The sequence below is a fragment of the Sphingomonas sp. genome, assembly GCF_019749955.1.
Classification (GTDB): Bacteria; Pseudomonadota; Alphaproteobacteria; order Sphingomonadales; family Sphingomonadaceae; genus Sphingomonas.
This window is the reverse complement of record NZ_JAIEPC010000009.1, coordinates 24,965-38,210: the sequence shown is the minus strand read 5'-3', so window position 1 is coordinate 38,210 and position 13,246 is coordinate 24,965. Positions and strand designations below refer to the sequence as shown.

Annotated in this window: 17 protein-coding genes; 7 read left to right on the top strand and 10 right to left on the bottom strand. The window is 65.3% G+C overall.

Annotation, left to right across the window (positions count from 1 at the left end; genetic code table 11):
• Positions 1-34: 34 nt before the first annotated feature.
• Positions 35-913, top strand: coding sequence for a hypothetical protein (locus K2W81_RS02335; RefSeq protein ID WP_294100929.1), 879 nt, complete (start codon positions 35-37; stop codon positions 911-913).
• Positions 914-963: 50 nt separating this feature from the next.
• Here K2W81_RS02335 and K2W81_RS02330 read toward each other — a convergent pair whose 3' ends face one another.
• From K2W81_RS02330 to K2W81_RS02315, 4 genes are read right to left on the bottom strand one after another with little or no spacing between them, the layout of a single operon-like run.
• The gene (locus K2W81_RS02330; protein WP_294100928.1) at positions 964-1,986 is read right to left on the bottom strand and encodes an alpha/beta hydrolase; all 1,023 of its coding nucleotides are present in this window, start codon (positions 1,984-1,986) and stop codon (positions 964-966) included.
• Positions 1,983-2,897: a hypothetical protein gene (locus tag K2W81_RS02325; protein WP_294100927.1), complete on the bottom strand. Its 915-nt coding sequence runs from the start codon at positions 2,895-2,897 to the stop codon at positions 1,983-1,985. The genes K2W81_RS02330 and K2W81_RS02325 overlap by 4 nt, the downstream gene beginning before the upstream one ends.
• Positions 2,898-2,944: 47 nt before the next feature.
• Positions 2,945-3,643 (bottom strand): 2OG-Fe(II) oxygenase, encoded by a 699-nt coding sequence (locus tag K2W81_RS02320; RefSeq protein WP_294100926.1) that lies wholly within the window; start codon positions 3,641-3,643, stop codon positions 2,945-2,947.
• Between the two features lie 57 nt (positions 3,644-3,700).
• A complete protein-coding gene (locus tag K2W81_RS02315) occupies positions 3,701-4,519 on the bottom strand; it encodes an RcnB family protein (protein WP_294100925.1) in 819 nt (272 codons plus the stop codon).
• Positions 4,520-4,555: 36 nt separating this feature from the next.
• On the opposite strand from K2W81_RS02315, the gene K2W81_RS02310 reads away from it, so the two are divergent.
• Positions 4,556-4,948, top strand: coding sequence for a hypothetical protein (locus tag K2W81_RS02310; protein ID WP_294100924.1), 393 nt, complete (start codon positions 4,556-4,558; stop codon positions 4,946-4,948).
• Positions 4,949-5,009: 61 nt separating this feature from the next.
• Here K2W81_RS02310 and K2W81_RS02305 read toward each other — a convergent pair whose 3' ends face one another.
• From K2W81_RS02305 to K2W81_RS02290, 4 genes are read right to left on the bottom strand one after another with little or no spacing between them, the layout of a single operon-like run.
• Positions 5,010-5,552 (bottom strand): (2Fe-2S)-binding protein, encoded by a 543-nt coding sequence (locus K2W81_RS02305; RefSeq protein ID WP_294100923.1) that lies wholly within the window; start codon positions 5,550-5,552, stop codon positions 5,010-5,012.
• On the bottom strand, positions 5,549-6,670 hold the full coding sequence (locus tag K2W81_RS02300; RefSeq protein ID WP_294100922.1) for a CaiB/BaiF CoA-transferase family protein: 1,122 nt from the start codon (positions 6,668-6,670) through the stop codon (positions 5,549-5,551). The genes K2W81_RS02305 and K2W81_RS02300 overlap by 4 nt, the downstream gene beginning before the upstream one ends.
• Positions 6,667-7,206, bottom strand: coding sequence for a GNAT family N-acetyltransferase (locus tag K2W81_RS02295; protein ID WP_294100921.1), 540 nt, complete (start codon positions 7,204-7,206; stop codon positions 6,667-6,669). Before K2W81_RS02295 ends, K2W81_RS02300 begins: the two co-directional genes overlap by 4 nt.
• Positions 7,206-8,390: an acyl-CoA dehydrogenase gene (locus K2W81_RS02290; protein ID WP_294100920.1), complete on the bottom strand. Its 1,185-nt coding sequence runs from the start codon at positions 8,388-8,390 to the stop codon at positions 7,206-7,208. The genes K2W81_RS02295 and K2W81_RS02290 overlap by 1 nt, the downstream gene beginning before the upstream one ends.
• A gap of 79 nt (positions 8,391-8,469) precedes the next feature.
• On the opposite strand from K2W81_RS02290, the gene K2W81_RS02285 reads away from it, so the two are divergent.
• The 5 genes from K2W81_RS02285 (at position 8,470) to K2W81_RS02265 (ending at position 11,432) form a co-directional block, all read left to right on the top strand.
• Positions 8,470-9,333: a CoA ester lyase gene (locus K2W81_RS02285; RefSeq protein ID WP_294100919.1), complete on the top strand. Its 864-nt coding sequence runs from the start codon at positions 8,470-8,472 to the stop codon at positions 9,331-9,333.
• A gap of 11 nt (positions 9,334-9,344) precedes the next feature.
• Positions 9,345-10,124, top strand: a complete 780-nt coding sequence (locus K2W81_RS02280; protein WP_294100918.1) for a class II aldolase/adducin family protein — start codon at positions 9,345-9,347, stop codon at positions 10,122-10,124.
• A gap of 196 nt (positions 10,125-10,320) precedes the next feature.
• Entirely contained in the window at positions 10,321-10,482 is a 162-nt protein-coding gene (locus tag K2W81_RS02275) for a hypothetical protein (RefSeq protein ID WP_294100917.1), read from the top strand.
• 2 nt (positions 10,483-10,484) lie between these two features.
• Positions 10,485-10,922, top strand: coding sequence for a type II toxin-antitoxin system VapC family toxin (locus tag K2W81_RS02270; RefSeq protein WP_294100916.1), 438 nt, complete (start codon positions 10,485-10,487; stop codon positions 10,920-10,922).
• A gap of 87 nt (positions 10,923-11,009) precedes the next feature.
• On the top strand, positions 11,010-11,432 hold the full coding sequence (locus tag K2W81_RS02265) for a hypothetical protein (protein WP_294100915.1): 423 nt from the start codon (positions 11,010-11,012) through the stop codon (positions 11,430-11,432).
• Positions 11,433-11,464: 32 nt separating this feature from the next.
• Here K2W81_RS02265 and K2W81_RS02260 read toward each other — a convergent pair whose 3' ends face one another.
• On the bottom strand, positions 11,465-12,427 hold the full coding sequence (locus tag K2W81_RS02260; protein ID WP_294100914.1) for a zinc-binding alcohol dehydrogenase family protein: 963 nt from the start codon (positions 12,425-12,427) through the stop codon (positions 11,465-11,467).
• A 61-nt stretch (positions 12,428-12,488) separates the two neighbouring features.
• Positions 12,489-13,184 carry a haloacid dehalogenase type II gene (locus tag K2W81_RS02255; RefSeq protein ID WP_294100913.1) on the bottom strand — a complete coding sequence of 232 codons (696 nt, stop codon included), beginning with the start codon at positions 13,182-13,184 and terminating at the stop codon, positions 12,489-12,491.
• Between the last annotated feature and the right edge of the window lie 62 nt (positions 13,185-13,246).

The following is a 13,246-nucleotide window of genomic DNA, read 5'->3' as shown; positions in this document are numbered from 1 at the left end:
CAGCATCGCGGCTCAAGGTTCAGGGGGTAATGGGATGAAGCGGACAATCACTCTCACGATGATTGCGGGTGCAGTTGCGTTGATGCCACTGGCGGCGGCCGCGCAAGAAAAGCCCGTCGCTGCCCCGGCCCCCGCATCGGCTTTCCCGACAGCCATTGTCTTTTCGGAAAAGGGGCCCAACGGGGCGAGCGATCTGCCGATGGGCGTCCATCGCATCCCCGACAGCAACGTCGTCGTCTCGGGGTATCAGGGCGGCGGTGCGTTGGGGATTTTGTTCGGTGTGGTCGGCATGTTGGTGCAAAGCTCGATCAGCACCGAAACCACCACGGGCAAGGTTCGCAATGTCGAGGATGACCTGCGCTTCGACGTCCGGGCGCAGGCGATTGAAGTGACCAACAGGATCATGGCGAGCGACCAGTTCCGGACGGCCTATACGCTCACGCCCCAGCCGGGTGGAAGCACGATGACGGTGACACCCTATGTCGTGCTCACCTTCGTCAAAAAGACCAATGATGTTCGCCCGTTCGTCGTGCTGAAGACAAAGCTCGCGACTGGGACCGGCTCAGGCAAGACGATCAAATATTTCTGCTGCGAAGGGAAGGCGCTGCCGCTTGCGAGCCTGACCGAAAACGAAGGTGCCGGCCTGAAGGAATTGCTGACGAGTGAACTCGATACGGCCGTTAACGTGATGCTGCTGGATCGTTCGCAGCCTTTTCCCCGGAACGACGAAGCCAAGGTCGAGACCAACGGCTTGCTGCCGTTTGTCGGCAAGCCTTTGAAGTGGCGGGGGTTCGATTTGGGGCGTTACAAGGATTACAGTCTGATCGAGTTTCGCGGCGGGATATTCGTCTTCGGGGGCGTGAATATCGTCGAGCCGGGCGGGCTGGAAATCACGCCCGTGGTCAAGAAGTGAAAGCCGATATCGCGATGGGGTGATGGCTGATCGGCCAAGCGATCAATCAATTACCGGCCAGACAACACTCCAATATCGCGCAGCCATTGCCGCACTTGTCCCGGCCACTGCGTCGTGATCGGATTGGCCGTCGGGCGCATCCCGTATGCATGGCCGCCCCGCGCGTAGAGCCGCATGTCGACCGGCACGCCTGCGTCGTTCAGCGCCAGCGCATAGGCCATGGCTTCGCGGACATCGTCGACGGGGTCGTTCATCGCGTGGATGAACAAGGTCGGCGGGGCTTTGGGGCTGATCGTCACCCAGGGTTGCAGCGTCAGGTCGGTCTTGGCCCTGCTCGAGTCCCACAGCCGCCCGGTATAGGCGATGATCGCGAAGTCGGGGCGGGGGGATAGCGCATCGGCGGCGTCGGTGGGCGGATAGGTGCGCGCTTCGACGTTGCTGATGTTGGCGACCAGATAGGCGCCGGCGGAAAAGCCGATCACGCCGATCTTGTGCGGATCGATGCCGTAGCGGGCGGCGCGATGCCGCAGCAGCCCCATTGCGCGTTGAGCGTCTTCCAGCCCCAACAGGACCTTGGGCCGCTGCTGCCGCCCGTTCACCTTTGGCCAAACTTGCGGCGTGCGGTATTTGAGCACCACGCAGGTCATCCCCTGCCGGATCACCCAATCGCAGATTTCGGTGCCTTCGAGATCGGTCGCCACCGCGTAGAAGCCACCACCCGGCAGGACCAGCATCGTGGCACCGCTATTGCGTCCGATCGGGCGGTAGAGCGTCATCGTCGGGCGCGTGATATAGCTCGCCCAATACCATTTGCGCCCGCCCACCAGCGGCGAGCCATTGCCCGTTGCTTCGGGATGATCGCCGCTGTCGGGCTTGGCGAGCGCGACATTGGCGGGCCAGAGCGGGATCTGCGTCCCGCCCGGCGTCGGCTGCCACACGCCGGGCCGCTCGACCTTCGGGATCTCGACCGGGGCAGGGTCGTCGGCCGTGCTTGCCTGCGTACACGCCGGTCCCGCGATGCTGCCTGCGAAGAGGGCGAGGGCTAGCGTGGAAAACCGCGACCCGCGCTTCACCGCCGTGCGCGTTCGTCGTCGCGTTGGACGATGAGCTTGCGCACCCGGTCGATGCTCGCGTTGAAGTCGGCGGTGTCGCGTGGGCGGAGCGTTGCGGCGCGGCGATAGGCGTCGATCGCGGCTTCATACTCGCCGCGTGCCTCGGCGCAGATGCCGGTGTCATAGGCGAGCGCGAAATGCGGTGTCGCCTGGTCGAGCGCGGCGAGTTCAGTGCAGGCGCCGGTCAGGTCGCGCTGGGTGGCGCGCACGGCCGCCTTGAAGCGGTCGTGAAATTCCTTGGGCATCCCTTCGCGGCTTTCGTAGAAGCGCGGCGCATAGGTTTCGCTGTGCGGGCTGATTTCGCGCGCCACTTCCTCAGCAATGCTGTCGGTCAGCCCGCGCACCACACCGTCGACCGCGCCAGGGGCGCTCTCGCCGGGGCACCAGGTCACGGCATTCTGGCGCGGCTTGCGGGTCGAATAGACGACCCGCCCGTCGCTCGCGCGCGCGATCCGCAGGTCGGCGGACACGTCGATCGTGCGCTGGCGGCAATAGATTGTCTGCTTTTCCTTGCGGACGCATTTTTCGTTGCCCGATGGGTCCTTGGTCTTCTCGACGCAATTCTCGCGTTCCTGCGACACGCGCGCTTCGTTGATTTCGGTCGAAACGAAGCCCGATAGGATGCCGTCGACATCGGCTCCGCCCGCGACGACGCTATAATGGCCGCGATTGCCGATCGCGCGTTCGAGCGCATAGCCGAGCGCGCGGCCATCGGGGCCGTCGATGCGGTCGACGCCCATGCGCTTCAGAAAGCTCGGCTCGCGGTAATCGGCGGGGAAGCGCCCGGTGATCTTGACGCTTTCGGCCAGCGCGGCGCCACTCAGCGCCAGCGCGCCGACCGCCACGAGCTGCCACGACCGCAATCGACGCATGATGACCCCCATTTTCGAACCCGGCAGAAGATTAGCGCGGGCGCGCGCTACAGCCAACTGCGCTCGCGAAACCATTTGGTGATGATGTATTTGACGCCGCGCACCACCGGCATGCCTTCGTGCAGCGTCAGGGCGTTCGGGCTGCCGTCGAGCGTCATATTGTTCCACGCGAGCAGCAGGCCGCGTTTGGGCGCGACGCGGAAACCGGCCTGCGGGAACCAGGTTGCGCCGCCGTCCTCGACATCGTTGAGATAGACCATCGCGGTCCAGGTCCGCTGGCCGCCCTGCTCACGCACTTTTTGCCAATAGGATTGCGTCTCGAAGAAATAATCATGGTGCGCGCGGAAATGCTGACCCGGGGCATAGCGCTGGCCCTGGATCGTCTCGCCTTGTTCGGGCGGCTGGCCGAGCAGCGCGGCAATGCCCTCGTCGACCGGGCGGATATCATCGGCCCAGCGTTCGAGGTCGCAGCTTTCGCTGGTGCGGAAATTCTCCTCGGGGTGATCGCTCAGCAAGGTCGAGGGTCGCCGCCCCGCATCGATCCGCGCGATCAGCCGCGCGCAAGTGGCGGCATCGAGGAAATTCTCGACGCGATAGGCTTGCACGCCTTCGACACGAATCGGCGTCGCGCGCGGGTGGGCGGCCAGCGTCGCGGCAACCGAGGCGCCGATCCCGGCGCGTAGTGGCGAGGCCGGACCCGATTTTTTGAAGCGATTGAACACGCGGGCGACTCTGCCGCTGCTCATGCAAAAAGCAAGGCCCGGCGGGGGCGCCGCCGGGCCTTGTCCGTTCAGATCACGACGTCAGTAGAAGATGCCGTAAACCACATCGACCACTTCGCCCGTCTCGACATCGACGAGCAGCGCATCGCCATAATAGCGCACCCATTCATAGGGGTAATAGGCTTCGGGCAAGCGGTAATAATAGGGATCGCTGATCCAGTAACGCTGATCGAACAGGATGCTGTTCAGCGTGTAGCCGATCGAAAACCGCCGATAGCCATAGCTCCAGCCATAGGGTGCGTAATAGCGGGGCAGGCGGAAGATATCGCGGTTGAAGCTGCGATAGCTCTGCCAGTTCCAGCGATTGTCGCGCCGCCAGTCGCGGTTCCACGCACCGCGAAAGCCATTACCAAAGCGCCCGTCGCCGCGATAATTGGGCTGGTTGCGATAGGCGCCACGGAAATCCTGGCGGAAGTCTCCCCGGAAGCCCTGGCGGTTGTCACTCCGGAAATCCTGACGGAAACCGCCCTGGAATCCCTGACGATTATCGCCCCGGAAGTCGCGGCGGAAATCGTCGCGGAACCCCGGCCGATTGTCGCCGCGGAAGTCCGGGCGCTGATCGCGACGGAAATCCTGCCGGTCATCGCGGCGGTCGGCGCGGAAGTCCTGACGATCATCACGCCGGTCCGCGCGGAAGTCCGGTCGCTGGTCGCGGAATTGCGGCGCGGGTGGGGTGCCGCCGAAGGTGCCGCGATTCTGGCGGAAATCCTGCGGGTTGTCGCGCCGGTCACCCCGGAAATCGGGGCGATCACCGCGCACCTGACCCTGGAACCGGGGCTGCTGCTGGAACACGGGCGGCGTGGGCGGCTGCTGGCGCTGGTCGATGGTCACCTGCGGCACATCGGCGCGCGGTTGGTTGAAGCCACGGTCGGGCCGTTGGAACTGCGGCTGCTGCGGTTGGTTGAAGCCGCGATCGGGGCGCTGGAATTGCGGCTGCTGCGGCTGGTTGAAGCCACGGTCGGGCCGTTGGAATTGCGGCTGCTGCGGCTGGTTGAAGCCACGATCAGGCCGTTGAAACTGCGGCTGCGCTTGCGGCTGCTGGAACTGCGGCGGCGCGCGGAATTCGCGCTGCGGGCGCGACTCGGATGGCTGAAAGCGCGGGCCGCCTTCATTGAGCAGGCGCTGCACGGGCTCGAAGCGATCGCCCTCTTCCTGCGCAAGCGCCGCACCAGGGATCAACGCCACCGCAGCCAGCAGACCGACAAAAAACGACTTACGCATCATGTCCTCCAAACACGCGTCGATCCGAAAGGCCGGTGGCGACGATGACGTGCTTTTGCGCTTCACGCGATGAGCGGTTTCTGAATTGGCGTGACAGCTTATTGAAAGCTTAATTCTTCGGCGGGGTGAGCGCCGGGACGATGCGCGCGGCATCGGCGGGCTCGATGCCGGGGCGCGGCGGACCCGCGACCGTCTCGTCACCGCGCTGGATGCGCGCGGCGAGCTGCACCGCTTCGATCACGCGCGGATAGACGCCACAGCGGCAGATATTGGTGATCGCGGCTTCGATATCCTCTTCGGACGGATTGCGGTTGTTCTTGATCAGCACGGCGGCGGCCATGATCATGCCCGGAATGCAGAAGCCGCATTGCGGCACGTTCTTGGCGATCCACGCCTGCTGCACCGGATGTTCGCGTTCGCGCGACAGCCCTTCGATCGTCGTGACGAAGGTGCCTTCCAGACTGCCGATCGCGACCTGGCACGACCGCACGGCATTGCCATCGACATCGACCGTGCAGGCGCCGCAGTGCCCGGTGCCGCAGCCAAATTTGGTGCCGGTCAGGTTCGACGCATCGCGTAAAGCCCACAGCAGCGGCGTTTTGGGGTCCATCCGATAGTCGATCGGCTGGTTGTTGACGGTGAACTTGGTCATGCGGGCTCGGGGCGGGGCGGGCTGGCAGTGGCGGAGACCATGCGGTGGCCGTCGATGACGATCGGGCTGGCGACGCCGGGGATGCTGTCGCGCGCGATCTGCATCCCGCGTGCGATGACTTGCGGGTCGGCAAAGACTTCATCGACGCGGTTGATCGGCCCGGCGGGGACGCCAGCGGCTTCGAGCGCTTCGTAAAGATCGGCCTTGGCCCAGGTGACGATAACGGCGGTCAGTGCGGCAATCAGCGCAGCGCGGTTGCGGACGCGCTCAGGGTTGGTCGCAAAGCGCGGATCGTCGGCGAGGGGGAGCTTCAGCACCGCGCACAGCTTGCGGAACTGCCCGTCGTTGCCCACCGCGATGATCAAATTGCCATCGGCGCAGACGAACGACTGGTAAGGCGCGAGATTGGCGTGGCCATTGCCCATCCGATGCGGCACCACGCCCGATGCCATCCAGTTGAGCGCCTGGTTCGCCAGCACCGCCACCTGGGTGTCGAGCAGCGCCATGTCGATATGTGCGCCCTGTCCCGTGGCATCACGCTGGCGCAGCGCGGCGAGGATCGCCACTGCCGAATAGACGCCGGTGAAGATATCCGCATAGGCGATCCCGGACTTCTGCGGCGCGCCATCGGGCTCGCCGGTCATCGACATGATGCCGCCCATGCCCTGGATGATGAAGTCATAGCCCGCGCGGTGGGCATAGGGGCCGGTCTGGCCGAATCCGGTGATCGAGCAGGTGATCAGCCGAGGATAGGCGGCGCTGAGGCTCGCATGGTCGAGGCCGTACTTCGCCAGCCCGCCGACCTTGTAATTCTCGATCACGACATCGGCACCCGCGATCAACGCGCGGACCTGCGCTTGTCCCTCGGGCGTGGCGATGTCGATTGCGACCGAGGTCTTGCCGCGATTGGTCGAGTGGTAATAGGCGGCGTCGAGATTGGCGCCGTCGGGTCCGATCATGAACGGCGGGCCCCAGTGGCGGGTGTCGTCGCCCGCGCCGGGGCGCTCGACCTTGATCACCTCGGCGCCCAGATCGGCGAGCAATTGCCCGCACCACGGCCCCGCGAGGATGCGCGCCAGCTCGACCACCTTGATGCCGGAGAGCGGCCGCGCCGTCATGCGAGCGGCTGGCGGATCGCGTAGACGACGTGGCTGGTCGGCACGCCTGCCATGTCGAAGTCGATCGTGCGATCCGGCAGCAATGTGCCGCCGATCTTCTCCATCGCCCGGCGCGAGCGGACGTTCTCCGCGCCGACGTAGAACACCACCGCGTCGAACCAGCGCAGCGCGTGGCCGATCATCAGCGCCTTGACCTCGCGATTGGTGGTGCCGCCCCAATAAGCGCGCGCGAGGAACGTCCAGCCGATCTCGACTTCGCCGGGTTCGACGCGGGTGCGATCATAGCGGCTCGACCCGATCACCGCGCCGCTGGCGTTGTCGCGGATGATCAGCCCGCCGCCCGATCCCATCGCATTGGCGAAGAAGCGGCGGAACACCGGCTCCTGCCAGCGATCATGCGCCGGGTGGACTTCCCAGATCAGCCGATCAGATGCGACCGCGAACAGCGCGTCCCAATCCTCGTCCCGCAGCGGCGACAGCGTGACGGTCGCACCGACGAGCGTCGGCTGCGCATCGAATTCCGTCGTCTCAAGCATCAGAACGCCGCAATCCCGGTAATCGCCCGGCCGAGGATCAGCGCATGGACGTCATGCGCGCCTTCATAGGTGTTGACGGTCTCCAGGTTCATCAGGTGGCGCATCACCTGATATTCGCCCGAAATGCCATTGCCGCCATGCATGTCTCGCGACGCCCGCGCGATGTCGAGCGCCTTGCCGACATTGTTGCGCTTGACGATCGAGATCATCTCGGGCGCGAATTTATGCGCGTCCATCAGCCGCCCGACCCGCAAGCTGGCTTGCAAGCCCAGCGCGATTTCGCTCACCATGTCGGCGAGCTTCTTCTGGTAAAGCTGCGTCGCCGCCAGCGGCCGCCCGAACTGCTTGCGGTCGAGGCCATACTGCCGCGCAGCGTGGTAGCAGAATTCGGCGGCGCCCATCGCGCCCCATGAAATGCCGTAACGCGCGCGGTTGAGGCAGCCGAACGGCCCCTTCAGCCCCTGCACATTGGGCAGCAATGCGTCCTCGCCAACTTCGACGCCGTCCATCTGGATCATGCCGGTGATCGACGCCCGCAGGCTCAGCTTGCCTTTGATCTTGGGCGTGGCGAGGCCCTTCATGCCCTTTTCGAGAATGAAGCCACGAATGCCGCCGCCATGCGCGTCGCTCTTCGCCCAGACAACGAAAACATCGGCGATCGGTGAATTGGAAATCCAGGTCTTCGCGCCCGAAATCCGGTATCCGCCGTCGATCTTTTCGGCCTTGGTCAGCATGCCGCCGGGGTCCGAACCCGCATCGGGCTCGGTCAGGCCGAAACAGCCAATCCATTCGCCGCTCGCGAGCTTGGGCAGATACTTGTGACGCTGTTCCTCGGAGCCGTACTCGTAGATCGGGAACATCACGAGGCTCGACTGCACGCTCATCATCGAGCGGTACCCCGAGTCGATCCGCTCTACCTCGCGGGCGACAAGACCGTAGGCGACATAGGATGCACCGACGCCGCCATATTCCGCCGGGATCGTTGGCCCAAGCAGCCCAAGCGCGCCCATTTCGCGAAAGATATCGGGATCGGTGGTTTCGTGCTGGAACGCATCGATGATGCGCGGCGCCAGCTTGTCCTGCGCATAGGCAGCCGCGGTATCGCGGACGGCGCGTTCCTCGTCATCGAGCTGATCGTCGATGAAGAAGGGATCGGCCCAGTCGAACCTGCTCATGCCGGACATGTGATGTGCTCCTGAATGGTCGAAACCCGATTCCGCGCAACCGCGTGATTTGTCCAGCCCTGTCCTTTAGAAGGTGGTCATGACTCAGCCCATTCGCCCCTGCCGCTCGGCGCTGTACCTGCCCGCCTCGAACCCGCGCGCGATCGAGAAGGCGCGCGGGCTGCCGTGCGACGCGGTGATCCTCGACCTCGAAGACGCGGTCGCGCCCGAAGCCAAGGCCGAAGCGCGGGCGGCGGCGGTGGTCGCGTTCGATACCGGCGGGTTCGGCGAGCGGCTGACCGTGCTGCGGGTGAATGGCCTCGATACGGCGTGGGGTGAGGGTGATCTGGCCGCTGTCGCCGATATGGATGTCGACGCCGTGCTCGTCCCCAAAATCGCGACCGCCGCCGACGTGGCGCGCTACCGCGAGCGGCTGGGCGGGCAGAAGCTCTGGGTGATGATCGAAAGCGCGCGCGCGGTCGCGAACCTCCAGCCGATTGCCGATGCGGTGGGCGAGGGTGGCGCGTTCGTGATCGGCACCAACGACCTTGCGCTGGAGATGCGCTGCGCAGGCAGGGCGCCGTTGCTGCCGGTGCTGACCCTCGCGGTCGCCGCCGCACGGGCGAGCGGGCTGACCGTGCTCGACGGCGTGCGCAATGATTTCAGCGATGTCGAAGCCTTTCTCGCCGAGGCCGAGCAAGGGCGCGATCTGGGCTTCGACGGCAAGACCCTCATTCACCCCGCGCAGATCATCGCCTGCAACAGCGTTTTCACGCCGAGCGCGGACCAAGTCGCCCGCGCCGGCGCGATCGTCGCCGCATTCGACCTCCTCGAACATGCAGGCAAGGGCGCGATCCGGCTCGACGGGCGGATGGTCGAGCGGCTCCACCTCGCCGAAGCGCAGCGTACGCTCGCGCTTTTCGCCGCCGCCAATTCGGCCTATGCTGCGCACAAAGACGATTAGGAGAAGCCCCGATGGCCACTGCGCTCAAGCCCGCCGAAACACTCCGTGACCGCTGCTCGCCCGAAGAATGGCAAGCGCGCGTCGACCTTGCCGCCGCCTACCGGCTGGTCGCGATGTACGGCTGGGACGACCTGATCTTCACGCATCTGTCGGCGCGGGTGCCGGGGCCCGAGCATCATTTCCTGATCAATCCCTATACGCACATGTTCGAGGAAATGACCGCATCGGCGCTGGTCAAGATCGATGTCGACGGCAACAAGGTCGATGACACGCCCGCCCCGGTCAACCGTGCGGGCTTCGTGATCCATTCGGCGATCCACATGGCGCGCGAGGATGCGGCGTCGGTGATGCACCTGCATACGCCTTACGGTCAGGCCGTGTCGGCGATGGCCGAAGGGTTGATGCCGCACACCCAGACATCGATGATCGCCGGGCACGATGTCGCCTATCACGAATATGAAGGCATCGCGACCGAGCTCGAGGAGCGCGAGCGGCTGGTCGAGGATCTCGGCGAGAAGAACACGATGATCCTCCGCAACCACGGCACCTTGGCAGTGGGCGCGACGGTGGCGCAGGCGTTCCTGCGCCTCTATTTCCTCGAACGCGCGTGCGAAGCGCAGGTGCATATGCTGGCAGCGGGGCGGAACGGCCTCCACAACCCGCCACAGGGGGTTGAGGGCAAGGTCGAGGAACAATCGAGCGGCGCCGGGATGGCAATGCTCGCGCAAGGGCTGGCCTGGCCCGCGCTGCTGCGGAAGCTGGACCGGCATAATCCGGGCTATGCGGAATAGGGGCGGCTAAGCCCTCCACACCCTAACCGTCACCCCGGCCCTGTGCCGGGGCCCACGGTGCCGCAAGCGAAGCGGCTTGAGCGGAAAGTGCATCGCCTGACGCCCGGTAGGCCCCGGCACAAGGCCGGGGTTACGAGGGGGGACATGATGTCACCCGAGGCTGGAAGCGACTGGTCCAATTTGCTATATTGCGGTGATGGCAAGCAGCGCACCCACGACAACGACCACCACCGTACGGGACTCCAAGTCCGGTCGGCTGGTAACCGTGAAGGGTGCTGGCGCGCTTAGGGGCAAGCTGACGATCAGCAAGAAGGTCGATCTCACCAAGCCGATTTTCGCTGGCCCGACCAAGCGCTAGCCTTGCGAGGCATCCTGCTCGATACGCACGCGCTGTTTTGGCTCGTCAGCGGCGAAGACGTGCTTACCGAAGAGGCGCTCGTTGCAATCGGCGAGAATCAGGCGGCGGGGACGCTGTTCGTGTCGCCCATCACCGCGTGGGAATTGTCGATTGCGACGCAGAAGAACCGGGTCGCCGGCCGTCCGCATCTGGGCGACGAATCGCCCGCGCGCTGGTTTCGGCAGGCGGTTGCCGTCACCGAGGCAAAGGTGATCGCGATCAACCAACGGATTGCGTGCGAGGCGGCGGCGGTGGTGATCGCGACGAGGCATCGCGACCCCGGCGACTGCTTCTTGATGGCTACGGCGCGCGTGCGTAAACTCGGGCTTGTCACGCGGGACAGGATGATCCAGCAGATTGCCGATGCCGAGCCGGATTACCTAAACATCGTGTCATGCTGAACGGCTACTTTCCGCCAATTGCTGCAGTTCGGCGTTGCTGTAATAAGCTTGGCCATGCGCGCAATACTTGCCCTGTGCCTTTGCGGCATGATCATTCACGGATGCTCTTCGGGCCCGCCAGATACCGCCTCAAATTTGTCCAAGCCGCCGAAAGCGGTGGTGCTTGCCTCGACGTTTGACAGTCGTTCGCTCCGCCTGCCGCCACGATCCAAGGTGACAGCGTCGAAAGGCCTGATCGCTTACTCGCCGGACGGACCTCTCACGCTTCAAAGCCAAGACTGCGTCGGATCACCCTTTTGGATCGAAGTTAACGAAGAAGTGCTCGCTGGAATGGAGCGCATGCGTGTCGGGAAAACGCTGTACGGTATGAAGTTCTTTCGTGGTGATATTGTCGGAGTCACAGAAGACGACAGCGACGCTCCAGCTCGCGTCATTATCAGGGCAACGGTCGCAAACCTTCGTCCAACGAAGCCACCGCCTTGCGCCGATCCGGGAACGAACGTCAGCTAATCGCTAAAAGGCGCCCGCTCCCCACGCGCCCATCAAGGCACCAGCACCACCCGCCCGACCGCCTGCCGGCTCTCGATATACGCATGCGCTTCCGCCGCTTCCGATAGCGCGAAGCTCCGGTCGATCACCACTTCCAGCTTCCCCGCAGCGACATCCTCGATCAGCCCCTGGATCATGTCGTGCACCCGGTCGGTCATGATTTCGGCGCCGAGGAAAACGCCGCTCAGGCTCCGGTTGCCGCCCATCAGCGAGGCGACGTCGACCTTCATCGCCTCGCGCCCGGCCGCGCCCACCATCGACAACCGCCCGCGATAGGCGAGCGCGTCGATCGAGCCTTGGAGCGTCGTGCCGCCGACCGGATCGACCACCACATCGGCGCCCTTGCCGCCGGTCAGCCGCCGCACTTCGGCCGCCACCTCATCGCGCTTGTAATTGATGCCGTGGTCGAGGCCGTAGGCCTTCAACCGATCGAGCCGCTCGTCGCTCGATGCGGTGGCGAGCACCGTCGCCCCGGCCTGTTTCGCCAGCTGAATCGCGGCGATGCCGACGCCGCTTGCGCCCGCCTGGATCAGCGCGACTTCGCCGGCCTTCAGCCCACCGCGCCCGAACAGGCATTCATGCGCCGTCCCGAACGCGACCGGCACGACGGCGGCCTTGGCAGGATCAAGCCCGGCGGGGATCGGCCAGCAATTGCGCGCAGGCACCGGGCGCAGTTCGGCATGTGAGCCGAACGCGTCGACCGTCGCCACCCGGTCGCCAACCTTCAGATGCGTGACTTCGGCGCCGACTTCGATGATCTCGCCCGCCGCCTGATAGCCGACAATGTGCGGCGTGGTGACGAGCGGGCCGCGCCAGCGGTTGAGCGTGTCGCCGCCCTCGATGCTCACCGCTTCCACGCGGATCACGACGCCCTTGGGGTGGCAGACGGGATCGGCCACATCCTCATAAACAAGCACGCTGGGGTCGCCGTTGCTGTAATAGACTGCTGCTTTCATGCGTCCGCTCCTGTGCTTGGTTTGCGCGCATCTGCGCTTGGCGCGCGCGGTATGGCAAGCGTCAGCAGCCGAGTTGCGTCGCCAGATCAGTGATAGCGTTGGCGGACCACTCCCACGCCTGCGCGAAATGCGCGTCGGGGGCGGGGGCGCCGCCATATTCCATCGGGCGGGCGATGAAGGCGGTTTTTAACCCGGCGGCGCGGGCGGCGGCGAGGTCGCTGTGGTGCGCGGCGACGAGGCACAATTCCTCGGGCGCGATGCCGAGGATGTCGGCGGTGCCGAGGTACGCGCCCGGCAGCGGCTTGTAGATCCCCGTCGCTTCGGCGCCGAGGATTGCATCCCACGGCAGGCCCGCACGCCGCGCCATCTCCAGCGTCAGCGCGATATTGCCGTTCGACAGCGTCACGATGGGGAAATGCGCCCTGATCCGCGCGAGGCCCGCCACCGCATCGGGCCAAGGATCGAGCCGCCGCCACGCCATGGCGATATCGGCGCGGGTCGCTTCGTCCCAGTCAAGACCCAGCAAGCCGAGCAGATCGTCGAGCGTCTCGCGGTTGAGGATGTCGAGCCGCGTATAGGGCCGCGCCCCGCTGCGGCACGCCTCCATCGCGGGCTGATAGCGCGCGCGCCACGCATCGGCGAAGGCGCCCGGATCGATCGCATCGCCCACCAGCGGCGCGACCTCGCGCGCGATGCTGCTGCGCCAGTCGACGACGGTGCCGAACACATCGAACGCGAAAACCTTGACCTCGGGCATGATCGGCTCTCCAACTGCGCGGCAACGACCGTCGCTGCGATGCCTGATATGGTTAATGGGCG

Bases quoted from the DNA above. Each gene is read 5' to 3' on its own strand.
- K2W81_RS02335 (WP_294100929.1), top strand. From the start codon at position 35: ATGAAGCGGACAATCACTCTCACGATGATTGCGGGTGCAGTTGCGTTG.
- K2W81_RS02325 (WP_294100927.1), bottom strand. From the start codon at position 2,897: ATGCGTCGATTGCGGTCGTGGCAGCTCGTGGCGGTCGGCGCGCTGGCG.
- K2W81_RS02320 (WP_294100926.1), bottom strand. From the start codon at position 3,643: ATGAGCAGCGGCAGAGTCGCCCGCGTGTTCAATCGCTTCAAAAAATCG.
- K2W81_RS02305 (WP_294100923.1), bottom strand. From the start codon at position 5,552: ATGACCAAGTTCACCGTCAACAACCAGCCGATCGACTATCGGATGGAC.
- K2W81_RS02300 (WP_294100922.1), bottom strand. From the start codon at position 6,670: ATGACGGCGCGGCCGCTCTCCGGCATCAAGGTGGTCGAGCTGGCGCGC.
- K2W81_RS02295 (WP_294100921.1), bottom strand. From the start codon at position 7,206: ATGCTTGAGACGACGGAATTCGATGCGCAGCCGACGCTCGTCGGTGCG.
- K2W81_RS02290 (WP_294100920.1), bottom strand. From the start codon at position 8,390: ATGTCCGGCATGAGCAGGTTCGACTGGGCCGATCCCTTCTTCATCGAC.
- K2W81_RS02285 (WP_294100919.1), top strand. From the start codon at position 8,470: ATGACTCAGCCCATTCGCCCCTGCCGCTCGGCGCTGTACCTGCCCGCC.
- K2W81_RS02280 (WP_294100918.1), top strand. From the start codon at position 9,345: ATGGCCACTGCGCTCAAGCCCGCCGAAACACTCCGTGACCGCTGCTCG.
- K2W81_RS02275 (WP_294100917.1), top strand. From the start codon at position 10,321: ATGGCAAGCAGCGCACCCACGACAACGACCACCACCGTACGGGACTCC.
- K2W81_RS02265 (WP_294100915.1), top strand. From the start codon at position 11,010: ATGATCATTCACGGATGCTCTTCGGGCCCGCCAGATACCGCCTCAAAT.
- K2W81_RS02260 (WP_294100914.1), bottom strand. From the start codon at position 12,427: ATGAAAGCAGCAGTCTATTACAGCAACGGCGACCCCAGCGTGCTTGTT.
- K2W81_RS02255 (WP_294100913.1), bottom strand. From the start codon at position 13,184: ATGCCCGAGGTCAAGGTTTTCGCGTTCGATGTGTTCGGCACCGTCGTC.